The organism is Pelagirhabdus alkalitolerans (assembly GCF_900096905.1).
Taxonomy (GTDB): domain Bacteria; phylum Bacillota; class Bacilli; order Bacillales; family Amphibacillaceae; genus Pelagirhabdus; species Pelagirhabdus alkalitolerans.
In genome coordinates this window covers 13,772-31,645 of record NZ_FMYI01000008.1, presented here as the reverse complement: position 1 = coordinate 31,645, position 17,874 = coordinate 13,772, and the positions used below count along the sequence as shown (strand labels likewise).

Here is a 17,874-nt window from a genome sequence, read left to right as displayed (position 1 = left end):
GTCCCCTTTGTTCTTATATCTATTGATTTAGATCCAGTTGATCTAAAATATCTGCTTTATAGTTGGCAAGTTCGACTGATCCGCGATCTCTTGGGCGTGGTTCAGTCACATTAATAGTTTTAATGATTTCACCAGGCTGTCCCCGTAAAACAACAATTCGATCGCAAAGGTACAGTGCCTCATCGATATCATGCGTCACAAGAACCATCGTTGTTTGATACTTGTGCCATATTTCCAGTAGTAAATCTTGCAATTGCATTTTTGTAAAGGCATCTAATGCACTAAAAGGTTCATCTAATAGCAAAATATCAGGCTGCATCACGAGTGCCCGTGCAATCGCCACTCGCTGTGCCATCCCACCTGATAACTGCTTAGGATAAAGTGCTTCTTTCCCAGACAAACCGACATAATGAATGAATCGTCTCGCACGATCAAAAGATGCTTTAGGCTTTCCTTTTAAGCCAAACATAATATTATCTTCAACTGTGAGCCAAGGAAGTAGACGTGGTTCCTGAAAAATAAAATTTGTTGCGTCATGTACGCCTTTTTTAACTTGGTCATTAATCGAAACGGTACCTGTATAAGCTTGATCAAGTCCTGATATCGCTCTTAGTAAAGTGCTTTTACCACAGCCACTTGTTCCTAACAAGCCAACAATTTCACCGTCTTCAACTGAAAGATTAATATCACGAATGGCATCTGTATCTTTAAAACGTCTTGAGAGATTTTCTAAAACTAAGCTCATGCTAATTCCCCCTTACAAATCGATCTTGCCATCTTAATAAACGTAATTCGATTAATTTTAGGAACCAATCCGATACTTTCCCGATAAAGGCAAATAAGATGATACTGACTAAAATCGTCTCCGGTGACAACGTATTTTGTCCGACAACTAGTAAATAACCAAGCCCTTGACTGGCCCCCATTAATTCAGCAGCTACGACAAACATCCAACCTAAGCCAAGACCTGTTCGTAACCCGATCAAAAAGCTAGGGAGAGAGGCGGGGAGAATAATTCGATAGACTTGCTGAAATAAAGATAATTGATAAATTTTTCCGACCTCGATTAATTTACGATCAACCGTTACAATACCAGTCACAAGATTTAAATAAACTGGAAAGAAAACACCAACAGCGATCATGGTTATTTTAGATGATTCACCAATCCCCATCCATAAGATAAATAATGGCACCCATGCAAGTGAAGGGATGGAGCGTAACGCTTGAATCATAGGGTCAAATAGTTCCTCTGCTGTTTTTGAAAAACCTACACCTAAGGCCAAGACAATCGCTACAATCGTACCCAGTATGAAACCACCAAACACGCGATACAAGGTGATATAAATATGTTCAAAAAGCTCACCTGTCGATGCAAGTTGAATCAATTCATCTACAATTACTGTTGGAGCCGGCAATTGATACGATTCAACAACACCTAGTTGACTAACGGTTTCCCAAATGATAATAAGAACGATAGGAAATAAACTTCCTAGAAGCCATTTGCGACTCGAATGCGCAAATTTTGGCTTTGATTTTAGTTTAGTCGGTGTGTACGCTTGAATATGCGCTTGATTTTCGCTTAATGTTTTCGCCATCTAAACGCCTCCTAATCATCAATAGTCCGTTCAGCAAATTCAGGATTGATCAATTCTTCAACAAGTGCGTCAATATCAGCATCCTGTTCGATTACCTCTCCATCTTGCAAAATATAGCCAGATTCTTTAATCGCTTCTTCATGTTCTTCCCCTGGGATAGGGTTTGAAAAATCATTTCGTTCAAGTTGAATCTCAGCAACTTCTTCACTAATATCTGCTTCTTCAGCTAATAGCTCTACTGCCTCTTCTTCATTTTCTAAAATCCAATTTCTTGCTTCTTCATATAGTTCGATCACTTGATCAACATACTCCGGATACTCATTTGAAAAATCTTCTCTTACATTCAAGAAGCCGTAAGTGTTAAATGCAGGCTCGCGATAGAAAAGTTCTGCCCCTGCTTCAAGTTCAATTCTTGCCATGTGTGGATCCAATCCTGCCCAAGCATCCACTTGATCATTTAATAAGCTATTAGCACCATCTCCATGCTGTAAATTCACAAGCTCAATATCATCTTCATCAATACCTTCAGTCGCTAGTGCACGAAGTAAGAAAATATATGGATCTGTTCCAATGGTGGCAGCCACTGTTTTTCCTTCTAAATCTTCTAATTCTTCAATTCCTGAGCCTTCATTTGTGACAAGAGCAGTCCACTCTGGTCTTGAGTAAATATAAACATTTTCAATTGGTGAGCCGTTTGATTTTGAGATGAGTGCAGCTGCACCAGCTGTTGAACCAAAGTCAACACTATTACTGTTTAAATATTCTAGTGCTTGATTACTCCCTTGACTAAACACCCATTCCACTTCAATGCCTTCTTCTTCAAAAGCTTCTTCTACTAAACCAGATTCTTTTAAAACGAGGCTTGTCGGAGAATAATGAGCATAATCTAACCGGATTGTATCCGGTTTTTCCTGACTTGCCGCCTGGTTACAACCAACTAAAAAAAACAATCCTAAAACAAACAAAACCCCTGTTATTTTTCTAACTTTCATTTTAAATTCCCCCTTGTTTTATATTTCGCACGCGTACGTAGAAATGGTCCCTCTTAATCGTTGTGCTTCTTTATAAGTACATCTGTTATGCACGACTTCTATCCCTGCTTCTCTTGCAATTTCTGCTGCTTTTGGTGAGACAACACCTTCTTGTAACCAAAAGACATTTGGGTTAACTTCAATCGCTTCTTCTGCAATACCAACTGCTGCTTCAGGACTTCTGAACACTTGAACGATATCGATTTCTTTTGGAATGCTCTTTAGATCTGGATAAGCTGCTTCCCCTAAAATTTCAGTTTCTCTCGGATTAACCGGGATAATTTGATACCCTAATCGTTGCATCTTACGTGCTAATCGATAACTTGGTCTTTCTGGTTTACCGCTTAAGCCGACTACAGCAATCGTTTTCGGTTGTTTTTCTCCATCAACTTTTTTATGTGGATCTGACAGTGCCCATTTAATAATGCCTTCATCATTTATCACAATGTCTTTATCAATTAAATGTGTTTGATTCGTTGCTTTAAGTAACGCTTGATTGAGATCATGTTTCAAATCATCAATAGATTCTAATCCAACTGAAATACGGACTAATTCTTCATGCACACCGGTCTTTTCAAGTTGTTCTTCTGATAATTGTTGGTGAGTGGTTGAAGCCGGATGAATAATTAATGACTTGGCATCACCGACATTCGCAACATGTGAGAATAATGACACCTGATCAATTAAATCTCGACCAGCTGAACGCCCACCTTTAATCCCAAAGACAACAATTGAACCGAATCCTCCGTTTAAGCTGTCTTTTGCTTTTTGATGTGAAGGATGATGATCAAGTCCGGGATACGACACCCACTCAACAGCTGGGTGTTCTTCTAGATACTCAGCTAGCTTTTGTGCATTTTCATTATGTCGTTCGATGCGAACAGGCAACGTCTCTAATCCTTGAATAAGTTGAAAGGCATTAAACGGGCTTAAAGCAGAACCGAAATCTCTTAATAGCTGCACCCGAACTTTCATACTAAATGCTAATGTTCCAAAGTCATTTGCATAACGAATGCCGTTATAACTTGAATCTGGCTCTGTAAATGTAGGGAATTTTTCGGATTGCCAGTTAAAACGACCGCCATCAACAATGACACCACCAATGGTTGTACCGTGCCCTCCGATCCACTTAGTTGCCGAATGAACGACAATATCTGCTCCTAACAAAATGGGCTTGCACACATAAGGTGTTGCGAATGTATTATCAATAATAAGTGGAATTCCATGATCATGAGCAATTTCACTTACTCGCTCAACATCAAAAACATGTAAGTTAGGGTTTCCTATTATTTCACCGAACACGGCTTTCGTTTGATCTGTAATTGCTGATTCGAAAGCTTCTGGATCTTCAGGATCAACAAACTTAACGTTGATGCCGTATCTAGGCAATGTTGTATGGAATAAATTATAAGTACCACCGTATAAATTTACCGCTGCAACAATCTCATCACCAGCGCTTGCTAAGTTTAAAATCGATAACGTGATCGCTGCCATACCTGATGATGTCGCAACAGCAGCCACCCCTTCCTCTAAAAGTGCCATTCTTTTTTCGAACACTTCAACGGTCGGATTCGTAATACGGGAATAAATATTGCCTGGTTCGTCTAAAGCAAATAACCGTTCAGCATGCTCACTATCATGAAAAACATATGAAGTCGTTTGATAAATGGGGACCGCTCTTGAACCTGTTGTCGGATCCGGTGATTGACCACCATGTAATGATACGGTTTCGATTGAATAACTGCTATTTGATTCTGTCATTGTTTATTCCTCCTAATCGTTTTGTTTTTTATCTCAATAAAAAAATCTCGTTTCCATCTAATGATGAAAACGAGATTGATTAATCTGCATGATCATCATTCAAAGCATATGCTTTGCTGGTAGGGGCACCTTTCAAATGTAGGTTGCCGTGGGGTCACTGAGCCAGTTCTCTCGTCCACTCTTGATAAGTTTGATTTAATTGTCATTGTCGTAAAAAATTAAAAACCTCCTTACATCGAATGATGAAAGGAGGATAGTTTATCCATATACATTCATCACTCAAAGCATGCGCTTTGCTGGTAGGGGCACCTTTCAAATGTAGGTTGCCGTGGAGTCACTGAGCCAGTTCTCTCGTCCACTCTTGATAAGTTATTTGAAAATTTTGATTAAACTGATTATAACACATAAGATTTATCTGTCTACACTTTTTTTAAAAAAATTTAAAGATTAAATTGTTCCATGATTCGATCTAAGTCTTCATTTGAGAAAAAATCAATTTCAATTTTACCTTTATTACGACCTTTTTGAATTTTAACATTCGTTCCTAATCGGTCTCTTAGTGTACTTTCACGCTCTTCTAAAAAGATATCCTTTTTCTTCTTTTTTTGTTTTTCTTTAGCCTTTTCATTATTTAAACGTTGGACAATCGATTCAACTTGACGAACATTTAATTTTTCTTTTGTGATCTTTTCAGCTAAAGGTACGCATTTTTTCTCGTCTTTTAAGCCTAATAATGTACGACCATGTCCCATTGATAGTTCACCACTACCGATCATTGCACGAACTTGAGTTGGTAAATGCAATAAGCGAGTCACATTCGCAATGTACGAACGACTTTTTCCAAGTCTTTTAGCCAATTCTTCTTGTGTTAATTGATAAGATTCCATCAAATTCACATAGGCCTGAGCCTCTTCAATCGATGTTAAATTCTCACGTTGTAAGTTTTCCAATAACGCGAGTTCCATCATACTCTTATCGTCCATTTCTTTTACAATAGCCGGAACAGTTTCTAGCCCTGCTTCTTTTGCAGCACGAAAACGTCGTTCGCCCGCAATGATTTCATAGCCTTTGATCGATTCTCGAACAAGTAACGGCTGGATAATCCCATGTGTCATGATTGATTGTTTTAATTCATCAATCGCATCGACATCAAACGTTTTTCTCGGTTGATAAGGATTTGGGCGACATGCAGTCACATCGATTTCGATTACATGTTGCTCATTTTTTTCTTGTTCTTCTAAATCAGGAAAAAACGCATTAATACCTTTACCTAACCCTCTCGCCATGTGCGATCACTTCCTTTGCTAACTCTAGATAAACATCTGCACCTTTTGATTTTGGATCATAGCTTAAGATTGGCTTGCCATAGCTTGGTGCCTCTCCTAATCTAACATTTCTCGGTATAACCGATTGATAGACTTTATCTTGGAAATATTTTTTCACTTCGTCAATGACCTGAATACCTAAGTTGGTTCGTGCATCTAACATTGTGAGTAAGACGCCTTCTATTTCCAATGATTTGTTTAAATGTTTTTGAACGAGACGAACTGTATTTAACAGTTGACTCAAACCTTCCAATGCATAATATTCACATTGTACAGGAATCATCACACTATCGGCAGCTGTTAGTGAATTTAATGTAAGCAACCCGAGTGATGGTGGACAGTCAATGATGATAAAATCATATAGTCCTACCGAGCTTTCTAAAGCTTTTTGTAGCCTAACTTCTCTTGAAATGGTTGGTACAAGTTCAATTTCTGCTCCTGCTAATTGAATCGTTGCTGGAATACAGTCTAATTGATCAACATTTGTCGAAACAATCACATCTTTTGCTTCATAGTCTTCAACTAATACATTGTAAATACAATGATCGACGTCTGCTTTATTAACGCCCACACCACTTGTGGCATTACCTTGGGGATCGATATCAACTAATAGTGTTTTATATCCTAAATGTGCTAAACCTGCACTTAGATTAACGGCTGAAGTCGTTTTACCTACGCCACCTTTTTGATTAGCGACGGCGATTACTCTTCCCATTATGTCACCTACCTCATCTTGTCTTTCTTCTTATTATTCTATCACTTTTCAATAAAATAAACAGTGGTTATTCAAGATAACCATTAAAATAGTCGCAATGATTCATACATATTTTTTGTCGTTTCTTTCCCGTTTGTCGGAAATTCAACCCGTATAGCACTACATTATTATATTTAGCGCGCAAAAAACCTACCTTTACTAAAAGATAGGTTACGCGTCATTTATGATTTTGTTTTGGAATCTTAATCGTTATTTGATAGTAATCATCTAAATCTTGTTCATCGGTTTCTAAATTAACACCTGTTTCAGAAACCATATCGACTGATTGACGAATCGTATTCATTGCAATTCTTAAATCTTTACTAATGCCTTTTAAACGCGGTTTCTTTTTCTTAGGTTTTTCTTCTAACATCTTAGCGATTCGTGCTTCTGTTTGTTTAACATTAAGTTCATTATTTATAATTTCATTTAAGAGTTTGATTTGTTTATCTTCATCTTTTAAACCGATTAATGCACGTGCATGTCGCTCCGTAATCGATTTATTCAACATCGCTGTTTGAACAGGTTCTGGCAACTTTAACAAGCGCATTTTATTAGCAACTGTTGATTGGCTTTTTCCTAAACGTTGTGCTAGAGCTTCTTGTGTTAATTCATGAATTTCAATTAAACGATCGTAGGCTCTTGCTTCTTCTATAACTGTCAGTTCTTCACGTTGTAAATTTTCGATTAGAGCAACAGATGCTACTTCTTTATCATTCATTTTACGAATGATTGCAGGAACCCGATCCCATTCTAATAATGTGACTGCTCTAAATCGTCTTTCACCAGCGATAATTTCATACTTTTTATCAGACTCTTCTTCCAACTCTCGAACAACAATTGGTTGAATCATGCCATGTGTATGAATCGTCTGAGCTAACTCGTCTATCTTCTCTTGTTCAAAGATTGTTCGTGGTTGATAACGATTAGGTGCAATTTCACCTATTTCGATATAGACGACTTCACTTTGACTATATGTTTCTTCTGTTGCTTCTTCTCTATCACCCATGCCAAATATACGACTAAATGGAGGTAATATAATCAACACCACCTTTTCTTGCAAACCCTTAAATTTATCGGGATCTTAAAATGTTTCACGTGAAACATTTTAACTGCGCAAAAAATTATCGAATCCATTTCATTCAATTAACATACTTCTACTATTCTATCATATTATCCTTTAAATTCGTAAATATTGACTAAAAAAATAAATGGATAGATCATGAGTCCGATTATGTTAAAGGGTTTTTATTCGGTGTTCCTGGTTTTCTAGGATAAGCTTTAGGCGTCTGTCTTAGCTTGTTAATGGTAACAATATTTCGCTCACCTTGTTTATCTGGTAAATCAAATGTGACCAGTTGATCAACTTCCGCGCCTAACAATTCAATCGCATTTTCAGCTTCTTTTAATTCTAACTCGGCATTAGGTCCTTTCATTGCGACAAACAAGCCACCCGTTTTAACTAATGGAAGGCACAGTTCACTTAAGACAGACATTTTAGCTACGGCTCTAGCCATCACCAAGTCAAAACTGTGTCTGAATTGTTTATTTTTACCAAATAATTCAGCGCGATCATGATAAAATGCGACATCCGTTAGTCCTAATCGATTGGCTAATTCATTTAAAAATGTCATTCGTTTTTTTAATGAATCGACAATTGTCACCTTTAAATGAGGAAAGCAAATCTTAAGCGGAATGCTGGGAAACCCTGCACCCGCTCCAACATCACAGATTGATAACTCTTTATTAAAATCAACATAAAAACTTGCTGTAATTGAATCATAAAAGTGTTTTAAATAAACATCTTTTCGATCTGTAATCGCCGTTAAATTCATCTTTTCATTCCATTCAACAAGCGTTTCATAATACATATTAAACTGATTCATTTGCTCCGTTGTTAATTCAATGCCTTGATCTTTTAAAGCATTAAAAAATCTGTCTTCATTCATGGCATGAACCACCCTTCCTTGTTAATCGATTCATTCTGCGTTTTCTGATGTTTTGGCAATTTGCCCTTGCTCAATGTAAACCAGTAAAATCGATATGTCAGATGGATTAACACCAGAAATACGAGAGGCTTGTCCGACAGATAATGGGCGCACTTTTTTGAGCTTTTGTTTAGCTTCTGTTGCAATACCACTGATCGCATCATAATCGATTCGATCTGGAATTACTTTTTCATCCATTTTCTTCATCCGATCGACTTGTTGATTTGATTTCTCAATATAGCCTTTATATTTCGTTTGAATTTCCACTTGTTCGATCACGTCTTGAGGCAAGGTGTCATCAGCCGGTGTTAATTGATGAACTATAGAATACCCTACTTCTGGTCGTTTCATTAAATCAAGCGCTTTTGTAGGCTCTTTTAACGGTGTACCACCTACAGAAGCTAGTAAATCGTTTAACTCATCAGATGGTTTAATGGTTTGTTTTGCTAATCGTTTCGTTTCTTTTTCTATTAATGCTAATTTTTCCTGGAAACGATCATAGCGAGCTTGATCAATTAATCCATACTGATAACCGATCTCTGTTAAACGAATATCTGCATTATCATGACGCAGTAAAAGTCGGTATTCAGCACGAGATGTAAGCAATCTGTATGGTTCATTCGTTCCTTTCGTGACTAAATCATCAATCATAACGCCGATATAAGCTTGAGAACGGTCAAGCATCAATGGCTCAGTTTGTTTTGCTCGACTCGCAGCGTTGATACCAGCCATTAACCCTTGTCCTGCTGCTTCTTCATAGCCCGATGTTCCATTAATTTGTCCGGCTGTAAATAAACCAGGGATATCCTTGACTTCAAGTGTTGGCCAAAGTTGCGTTGGCACGACTGAATCATACTCAATCGCATAGCCCGCTCGCATAATTTCGGTTTCTTCTAAGCCTGGAATCGACCGCAACATGTCACGTTGAACATATTCAGGTAGCGACGTTGATAATCCTTGTACGTAAACTTCTTCTGTTTGACGTCCCTCTGGCTCTAAGAAGATTTGATGACGCGGTTTATCATGGAAACGTACCACTTTGTCTTCAATAGACGGACAATAACGTGGACCTGTTCCTTTAATCATACCTGAATACATGGCTGAGAGTCCTAAATTATCATCAATAATTTGATGAGTTGTCTCATTTGTATACGTTAACCAACAAGGAATTTGATCGAGAATCGCTTCTGTCGTTTCATAAGAGAAATGGCTTGGCTTTTCGTCTCCTGGTTGAATTTCTGTTTTTGAATAATCAATCGTATTTGAATTAACACGCGGTGGTGTTCCTGTTTTAAAACGAACTAAATCAAAACCTAATTCTTCAAGTTGTTCTGATAATTTAACAGATGGTCTTTGATTATTAGGGCCACTTTCATATTGAATATCGCCAATGATGACGCTACCTCTCATAAATGTCCCGGTCGTAATAATAACAGAATCGGCATAGTAAGCCGCTTTTGTTTCGGTTACAACTCCTTTACAGACACCGTCTTCAACAATTAGCGATTCAACCATTGCTTGTCTCATCGTGAGATCTTCTAATCGTTCAAGCTGATATTTCATTTCTTGGATATACAAAGGCTTGTCTGCTTGAGCACGTAATGCTCTAACAGCTGGACCTTTCCCTGTGTTTAACATACGCATTTGAATGTATGTTTTATCAATCACTTTACCCATTAAGCCACCTAATGCATCAACTTCTCTGACCACAACCCCTTTTGCTGGTCCACCAATTGATGGATTACATGGCATAAACGCAATCATATCTAAATTTAATGTGAGCATTAACGTTTTAGCGCCGCGTCTTGCACTAGCATTTGCTGCTTCAACCCCTGCGTGACCAGCACCAATCACGATCACATCAAAATGACCTGCATCATACATAATTATCGATCTCCTTATCCCCTATTTATTTTCCTAAACAAAACTGTGAAAATAATTGATCAATCAAACTATCTTCGACTGTGTCACCAATAATCTCACCGAGTAATTCCCACGTTCTTGTTACATCAATCTGAATTAAATCCATTGGCATATCATCATGGATCGCTGAAGTTGCATCTTCTAAACTACCGAGGGCTTGTTTTAATAATTGAATATGTCTTACATTTGAGACATAACTTAAATCATCCGCTTCAATTTGCCCATCAAAGAATGTATTGGCAATCGCTTCTTCTAAATGATCGATCCCTGCTTCTTCAATTAAGGAAGTTGTAATAACAGGATGCCCTTGACTCAATTGATAGACTTCATCGTAATCAAGTTGTTGATCGAGGTCTGTCTTATTGATCAGCACAATTAATCCTAAATCAGATACCAAATCAAACAATTGACGGTCTTGATCAGTTAGTCGTTCATTATGGTTTAACACAAGTAAAATAAGATCGGCTTCTTTTAGTACTTGTCGTGACCGTTCAACACCGATCTTTTCAACAATATCTTCTGTATCACGAATACCAGCTGTATCAACTAACCGTAATGGAACACCTCTTACATTGACATACTCTTCAATGACATCACGGGTCGTGCCAGGAATTTCTGTCACAATGGCTTTATTTTCTTGCACTAATGCATTCATTAATGATGATTTTCCGACATTTGGACGTCCTATTATAGCTGTTGAAATGCCTTCACGTAAAATTTTACCTTGTTTGGCCATTTCCAGTAATCGTTCGATCTCTTGATATACAGATTTCGTTCGAGAGAGCATTAACTCTTTTGTCATATCTTCAACATCATCATACTCTGGATAATCGATATTAACTTCGACTTGAGCGACGGTTTCAATTAAATCTTGACGGAGGCGCTCAATTAATTTTGATAACTTCCCATCTAATTGTTTAACCGCAACATTCATTGCCTTATCTGTTTTGGCACGAATTAAATCCATTACCGCTTCTGCCTGTGATAAATCAATGCGTCCATTTAAGAAAGCACGCTTTGTGAATTCACCTGGTTCAGCTAATCGGGCACCGAGTTCGAGTGTGAGTTCTAACAAACGGTTAACTGAAGCTAAACCGCCGTGGCAATTAATTTCAACAACATCTTCTCTTGTAAACGTTTTGGGAGCTCGCATCACGCTCACCATAACTTCTTCAATCATTTCCTCTGTATTTGGATCGATCACTCGACCATAATGCATGGTATGTGAATCAACTACATCCAAATCGCGCCCATCATATAAGCGATTCGCAATTGAAACGGCTTCAGTACCGCTTAAACGAACAATGGCAATCGCCCCTTCTCCAAGAGGCGTTGAAATGGCTGCAATCGTATCAAAATCTAACACTGTAAAAACACCTCCATCACTTAGTGTGACTCATTTATTTATTAACATGTGGATAATTTTTTATAGCTGTCACTAACTTAATAGAATATCATATTTTTTAATCAATTGAAACGCATTTAACTATCCACAGTGGAAAACATAATTCCTTTAAAACCAACATGTGGATAACTAAAAATTAAATCTAATCTTTCTTTATAAAAAATGCAAATAAAAAAAGCCTTCCCTTATATGAAAGGAAGGCTTATGACAACATTAATCAACAGGTTTAATCACGACGTGTCGATGAGGTTCTGCACCGTCAGAATACGTCTCGATCTTACTGTTATTCGATAAAATACTGTGAATGATCTTCCGTTCATAGGAAGGCATCGGTTCTAATGTGACATGTTTTTTAATTTTAATAGCTTTATCAGCTAAGCGATTCGCCAATTGTTCGAGTGTATCTTGGCGTCTCTTTCGATACCCTTCGGCATCAACAACAATACGGTAATGATCATTTGCTTTACGATTTAACATCACTTGCACAAGATGTTGTAACGCATTTAACGTTTGTCCTCTTTTACCAATAATCATGGCAATTTTCTCACCTGATAAATCAAATGAAACGGACTTATTGGACTGCTTAACTGTAACGGAAACATCTTCAGAAAACTGACGAGCGATTTGTTTTAAATACGCCGTTGCTTCTTCAATTGGATCTTCTTTAATCGTTACTTTCACAATGGCACGCTTAGCACCAAAAATGCCAAACATACCTTTTTTACCTTCATCAATGATTTCAATACTGACTTGGTCCTCAGTGGTGTTTAGTTGCTCCAGCGCTGTTTGGACCGCATCGGTTGTTGTCTGTCCAGAAGCGGTTACCTGTTTCACGATTAATTTCCTCCCGAAGTTTGTTGGAATTTAAACGGCTTTCTAATAAAGATTGTTTGAAGTACCATAAATACGTTACCGACAACCCAGTAAAGTGCTAAGGCTGAAGGGAAGAACATCGACATAACACCAATCATAATTGGCATCATATAAAGCATCATGGTCATTTGCGGATTTCCTGCCGCTTGAGATGTACTTGTTCCTGCCATCGTTAATTTCTGCTGTAAGAATGTTGCACCTGCAGCAACGACTGGTAAAACAAAGTATGGATCTCGTGTTGATAATTCAAACCATAAGAAGCTCCCATCTTGTAATCCTGGTGTACGCATGATCGCATGGTACAAACCAATTAAAATTGGCATTTGTACAAACATCGGCAAACACCCTGCCATTGGATTCACATTATTAGCTTGGAATAACTTCATCGTCTCTTCTTGTAGTTTTTGTTGCGTTTGAGCATCTTTTGAACTATATTTTTGACGAATTTCTTGTAATTGTGGTTGAACCTCTTGCATTGCTTTTGAACTTTTTAGTTGTTTAACGTTTAATGGAACTAATAGTAAACGAATAACTAACGTGACCACGATAATCGCTAACCCGAAATTACCTGCAAAGAAATCAGATACTGTTACAATCAACCATGATAATGGATAGACAAAGTACGAATCCCAAATGCCATCAGATTCAGCGGTGATCGGTGCTTCAAGATCGCCACAACCTGAAAGTAATAACACTAAACCTAGTAAGGCCGTGATCATTAAGACCTTTTTACGCATGATTTTCCTCCTTAACTTGCATTCACATCTATATGAAAAACTCATAAATTATTCTATCACTAAGTTGTGTGGATTACTACAATCTTGATAAACTTATTTAAATCGATTATTTCCTATTTTGACGATTTTTAGATTGCAATAAATTAGATTTATATAATAGATGAGTTAAGCTTTTTTTGACTTGATGAAAGTCCATGTCTTTTGTCGGCATTCTAGCAATGACGATAAAATCATAAGATGGTTTCACATCAGGCTCTAATTCTAAAAAGGCTTGTCTAATGTAGCGTTTAATTCGATTTCTAACGACAGCATTTCCTACGCGTTTAGAAACAGACAAACCAAACCTAAAATGAGTCTGATCCTCACAAGGCAAATAATACAAAACAAGTTGTCGATTAGCAAATGATTTCCCTTTCTTGAACACTCTTTGGAATTCATCATCTTTTTTCAATCGGTAACTTTTTCTCATACCATTGCCTCCTCGCATCTTTCATACATTTTACTTCTATACGTAAAAATAAAGATCGCCACATGGATGAGTTAAAAACATGATGACGATCTTTATTGTGCTCTAAAAAGGGAAAAAGACCACTGACATGATCTCAGTGGCCTATGCTGATAATACTTTTCTACCTTTTTTACGGCGACGAGCTAACACATTACGTCCATTTTTTGAACTCATGCGCGCACGGAAACCGTGTACTTTTTTATGCTTACGATTGTTCGGTTGGAATGTACGTTTCATTCTATATGACACCTCCCTGAGGAATTCAAAATAACTATTATTAGACAGTCTTACTCATTATAAGAATATCCTCGTTGTATGTCAACCATTACTTGAAGATCATATAAAACTCTAAGGTCTACATAGCTTATCCACAACACATGTGTTTAGATTTTCTCTTCTTTTTTTCTATCCACACCATTTATCGACAAAATAACCACAAATTCTAGTATTGTGGATGAAAAGAGACCACATCGATATGAATATGTGGATAACTGTCGAATCACCTTGCATTCCTTCTGTTTTTCTGATACTATAACTGTGTTTAACTGACTAAAAATAAATGGACGCTTTACTTCTATCCACAACCGGTGGATAACCTGTGGACATTTATTCACATGTTTGTGTACCTACTTACCCACAAGGTTGTGTATAAAATGAATAGATGTCTTATAAACTTACATGCTCCTATTTCATATATCCACAGACCTTTAAATGACAAACCTTTCGATCTATCCTAAATTTTATAGATTGCGAGAGGTTTTTTATGTCTAAATTGAACAATTTATAACCCATTACTTATAGAAAGGGGCTTATTAATGGAGAATATAGAAGAACTCTGGGATAGTACTTTGGCTGCTATTAAAGAAAAAGTAAGTAAGCCAAGCTTTGATACATGGCTAAAAAGTACCAAAGCAGATCGGATTAAAGATGATACACTCATCATTACAGCGCCAACAGAGTTTGCTCGTGATTGGTTAGAAAACCGGTATAGCCAGCTCATCTCTGAAGCAATTTATGACGTCACCGGGGCGAAATTGAAAACAAAATTTGTGATTCCAGAAACAGAAGAATCAATTGATACAGAACCTAACCAACCACCTAAAAAGCATACTGTAAAAGAAAACGATCAACTTGATCAAACGAAAACAATGCTTAACGATAAATATACGTTTAATACATTTGTTATTGGATCAGGAAATCGCTTTGCTCATGCAGCTTCACTTGCTGTTGCAGAAGCACCTGCTAAAGCTTACAATCCATTATTTATATACGGTGGTGTTGGCTTAGGTAAGACACACTTAATGCATGCGATTGGTCATTATGTACTTGACCACAATCCAAGCGCAAAAGTTCTTTACTTATCAAGTGAAAAATTTACGAATGAATTTATTAATTCAATTCGTGATAATAAAGCTGAAAACTTTAGAAGTAAGTATCGAAATGTTGATGTGCTTTTAATTGATGATATTCAATTTTTAGCTGGAAAAGAACAAACACAAGAAGAATTTTTCCATACATTCAATACACTTCATGAAGAAAGTAAACAAATTATTATCTCAAGTGACAGACCACCTAAAGAAATTCCAACATTAGAAGATCGCTTACGATCTCGCTTTGAATGGGGATTAATCACAGATATTACGCCACCTGATTTGGAAACACGAATTGCCATTTTAAGAAAGAAAGCTAAAGCAGAAGCTCTCGACATTCCAAATGAGGTTATGTTATATATTGCGAATCAAATTGATACGAATATTCGTGAATTAGAAGGCGCCTTAATTCGTGTTGTTGCCTATTCATCACTCATTAATGAAGATATCGATGCGTCACTTGCTGCTGAAGCGTTAAAAGATATTATTCCAAACTCTCGACCGAAAAAGATTACAATTGGCGGGATTCAAGAAATTATTGCAGAAAAGTACAGTATTAAACTTGAAGAATTTGCTGCTAAAAAACGAACTAAATCAATTGCATTTCCTCGTCAAATCGCCATGTATCTCTCAAGAGAATTGACGGATTTTTCTCTTCCTAAAATTGGTGAAGAATTCGGTGGTCGTGATCATACAACCGTTATTCACGCTCATGAGAAAATCACAAATATGATGGCAGAAGATCCATCACTTAGTCATGAAATTGATGCGATCAAGGAACAATTAAAAAGTTTATAAAAAATAGGTTGTGTATAATGTGTATAAATAAAACGCAATACTCACATTCTATCAACAAGTGGATAACTTAATAGTTTCAAGTATTATACACGCTTATCCACATATCCACACGCCCTATTACTATTACTACTATTTTTTTATTAATAATATATATATAATAGACTTCCCTTAGGAGGATTTTTAGTTATGAAATTTGTCATTCAACGCGATTTATTAATGGAAAGTATTCAACATGTGATGAAAGCTATTTCTTCACGCGTTACGATCCCAATACTTACAGGCATAAAAATTGAAGCAACCCCTGAAGGTATTAAATTAACAGGTAGTGATTCAGATGTATCGATCGAATCTTTTATTCCTAAAGAAGAAGACGGCATTATGAATGTAGAAGAAATCACACCAGGTAGTGTCGTTGTTCAATCAAAATATTTTCCAGACATTATTCGTAAACTTCCTTTAAAAACACTTGAAATTACAACGGATGAAAAATTCCAAGTGACGATCACTTCTGGAGGTTCTGAATTCCATTTGAATGGTCAAGATGCGATGGAATACCCACAGCTTCCTGTCATGCATACAGATAATAGTTTTGAACTAAAGAATGATTTATTAAAAGAATTAATTCGTCAAACCGTCTTTGCTGTCTCAACAGTCGAGACGCGACCGATCCTAACTGGTGTTAACATGCGCATTGATGATCAACATATGCATTTTGTTGCAACGGACTCTCACCGTTTAGCATCGCGCAAAATCCCATTAGAAAATGACCAATCACAGCTTTCTTTTAACAATGTCGTGATTCCAGGTAAAAGTTTAGCTGAACTTAATAAGATTATTGATGATAATGAAGATGAGATCACCATTAGCGTCACGGAAAATCAAATTCTTTTCCAAACAAAACATTTATACTTTTTATCTCGATTACTTGATGGCAATTATCCAGAAACATCACGCTTAATTCCTGAACAAAGTAAAACGACTGTACTAACGAAAACAAAAGAATTGCGTGAGGCCATTGATCGTGCTTCTTTATTAGCAAAAGAAAATCGAAATAACGTGGTTAAGTTAGAAACAAAAGCGAATGATCGTTTAGAAATTAGTAGCAATACTCCAGAAGTTGGACAGGTTACAGAAGAAGTAACGACGGATTCAATTAACGGAGAAGATCTTAAAATCTCATTTAGTGCGAAGTACATGATTGATGCATTAAAGATTATTCAAGAAGATTATGTTAAAATTGATTTTACAGGTGCTATGCGCCCGTTCATTATTAAACCAAATGAAAATGACCAAATATTACAATTGATCTTACCCGTTAGAACATATTAAATCCACTAAAGTAAAGGTAGAGTGTCTTTTTAGCACTCTATCTTCTTTTGTAGCTTCAAAAATCATGCGTCACTCAATTTTTAATGAATTTAGTCAAAACCCTCTTAACAAAAAAATATCTTTCATAAGCGCTTTTTTATTCGGTCAATCTTTAGTAAAATAGGAAGAAGAGTTTTAAATGTTTCGGAATGATTTTAATAAAAAGGAGACACGACTATGCAAGTAGAAGAAATTGAAATAAATAGCGAGTATATTCAACTTGGTCAATTTTTAAAACTAGCCAATGTTGTTGAATCGGGGGGGATGGTTAAATTGTTTTTAGCTGACTTCCCTGTCTTTATTAATGGTGAACAAGATCAGCGCCGCGGACGTAAACTTTATCCGAACGATCTTGTTGAAATTGAAGAAGTCGGCGCATTTCGAGTGATACAACAATAGACACCCAACGATTGTGTCATGAAGGTAGGCTAGCGTTTC

At 36.8% G+C, this 17,874-nt stretch carries 17 protein-coding genes and 2 riboswitches; of the genes, 3 read left to right on the top strand and 14 right to left on the bottom strand.

From position 1 onward, the window contains the following. Positions 1 to 19: 19 nt before the first annotated feature. The 14 genes from BLR62_RS09805 to rpmH all read right to left on the bottom strand — a co-directional run bounded on the left by BLR62_RS09805 (position 20) and on the right by rpmH (position 14,137). Complete coding sequence (locus BLR62_RS09805; protein ID WP_090796382.1) at positions 20 to 745, bottom strand: ABC transporter ATP-binding protein; 726 nt, start codon at positions 743 to 745, stop codon at positions 20 to 22. A gap of 1 nt (position 746) precedes the next feature. Continuing rightward, positions 747 to 1,595: an ABC transporter permease gene (locus tag BLR62_RS09800; protein WP_090796379.1), complete on the bottom strand. Its 849-nt coding sequence runs from the start codon at positions 1,593 to 1,595 to the stop codon at positions 747 to 749. A gap of 11 nt (positions 1,596 to 1,606) precedes the next feature. After that, a complete protein-coding gene (locus tag BLR62_RS09795) occupies positions 1,607 to 2,587 on the bottom strand; it encodes an aliphatic sulfonate ABC transporter substrate-binding protein (protein ID WP_090796377.1) in 981 nt (326 codons plus the stop codon). A gap of 18 nt (positions 2,588 to 2,605) precedes the next feature. Continuing rightward, a complete protein-coding gene (locus BLR62_RS09790) occupies positions 2,606 to 4,387 on the bottom strand; it encodes a PLP-dependent aspartate aminotransferase family protein (RefSeq protein WP_090796375.1) in 1,782 nt (593 codons plus the stop codon). Positions 4,388 to 4,476: 89 nt separating this feature from the next. After that, a riboswitch (SAM riboswitch) is annotated at positions 4,477 to 4,578 on the bottom strand. A 78-nt stretch (positions 4,579 to 4,656) separates the two neighbouring features. Continuing rightward, positions 4,657 to 4,758: riboswitch (SAM riboswitch) on the bottom strand. Positions 4,759 to 4,827: 69 nt separating this feature from the next. After that, complete coding sequence (locus BLR62_RS09785; RefSeq protein WP_090796373.1) at positions 4,828 to 5,673, bottom strand: ParB/RepB/Spo0J family partition protein; 846 nt, start codon at positions 5,671 to 5,673, stop codon at positions 4,828 to 4,830. Continuing rightward, positions 5,654 to 6,427, bottom strand: coding sequence for a ParA family protein (locus tag BLR62_RS09780; RefSeq protein WP_090796371.1), 774 nt, complete (start codon positions 6,425 to 6,427; stop codon positions 5,654 to 5,656). Before BLR62_RS09780 ends, BLR62_RS09785 begins: the two co-directional genes overlap by 20 nt. 217 nt (positions 6,428 to 6,644) lie before the next feature. Next, a complete protein-coding gene (noc, locus tag BLR62_RS09775; protein ID WP_090796496.1) occupies positions 6,645 to 7,505 on the bottom strand; it encodes a nucleoid occlusion protein in 861 nt (286 codons plus the stop codon). Positions 7,506 to 7,698: 193 nt separating this feature from the next. Further along, entirely contained in the window at positions 7,699 to 8,415 is a 717-nt protein-coding gene (gene rsmG, locus BLR62_RS09770) for a 16S rRNA (guanine(527)-N(7))-methyltransferase RsmG (protein ID WP_090796369.1), read from the bottom strand. A 30-nt stretch (positions 8,416 to 8,445) separates the two neighbouring features. Then, a complete protein-coding gene (mnmG, locus tag BLR62_RS09765) occupies positions 8,446 to 10,341 on the bottom strand; it encodes a tRNA uridine-5-carboxymethylaminomethyl(34) synthesis enzyme MnmG (protein ID WP_090796368.1) in 1,896 nt (631 codons plus the stop codon). Between the two features lie 22 nt (positions 10,342 to 10,363). Continuing rightward, positions 10,364 to 11,743, bottom strand: coding sequence for a tRNA uridine-5-carboxymethylaminomethyl(34) synthesis GTPase MnmE (gene mnmE / locus BLR62_RS09760; RefSeq protein WP_090796365.1), 1,380 nt, complete (start codon positions 11,741 to 11,743; stop codon positions 10,364 to 10,366). 252 nt (positions 11,744 to 11,995) lie between these two features. Continuing rightward, the gene (jag, locus tag BLR62_RS09755; RefSeq protein WP_090796364.1) at positions 11,996 to 12,616 is read right to left on the bottom strand and encodes an RNA-binding cell elongation regulator Jag/EloR; all 621 of its coding nucleotides are present in this window, start codon (positions 12,614 to 12,616) and stop codon (positions 11,996 to 11,998) included. A 2-nt stretch (positions 12,617 to 12,618) separates the two neighbouring features. Then, the gene (gene spoIIIJ, locus BLR62_RS09750; protein ID WP_090796361.1) at positions 12,619 to 13,392 is read right to left on the bottom strand and encodes a YidC family membrane integrase SpoIIIJ; all 774 of its coding nucleotides are present in this window, start codon (positions 13,390 to 13,392) and stop codon (positions 12,619 to 12,621) included. Positions 13,393 to 13,498: 106 nt separating this feature from the next. Then, on the bottom strand, positions 13,499 to 13,861 hold the full coding sequence (gene rnpA, locus BLR62_RS09745) for a ribonuclease P protein component (RefSeq protein ID WP_090796359.1): 363 nt from the start codon (positions 13,859 to 13,861) through the stop codon (positions 13,499 to 13,501). A 141-nt stretch (positions 13,862 to 14,002) separates the two neighbouring features. Next, the gene (gene rpmH, locus BLR62_RS09740; RefSeq protein WP_090796357.1) at positions 14,003 to 14,137 is read right to left on the bottom strand and encodes a 50S ribosomal protein L34; all 135 of its coding nucleotides are present in this window, start codon (positions 14,135 to 14,137) and stop codon (positions 14,003 to 14,005) included. Between the two features lie 578 nt (positions 14,138 to 14,715). Between rpmH and dnaA the strand changes: the two genes are divergently transcribed. From dnaA to yaaA, 3 genes are all read left to right on the top strand, one after another. After that, positions 14,716 to 16,068, top strand: a complete 1,353-nt coding sequence (gene dnaA / locus BLR62_RS09735; RefSeq protein WP_090796355.1) for a chromosomal replication initiator protein DnaA — start codon at positions 14,716 to 14,718, stop codon at positions 16,066 to 16,068. 186 nt (positions 16,069 to 16,254) lie between these two features. After that, on the top strand, positions 16,255 to 17,397 hold the full coding sequence (gene dnaN, locus BLR62_RS09730) for a DNA polymerase III subunit beta (protein WP_090796353.1): 1,143 nt from the start codon (positions 16,255 to 16,257) through the stop codon (positions 17,395 to 17,397). Between the two features lie 216 nt (positions 17,398 to 17,613). Then, entirely contained in the window at positions 17,614 to 17,835 is a 222-nt protein-coding gene (gene yaaA / locus BLR62_RS09725; RefSeq protein ID WP_090796350.1) for a S4 domain-containing protein YaaA, read from the top strand. Positions 17,836 to 17,874 lie beyond the last annotated feature (39 nt).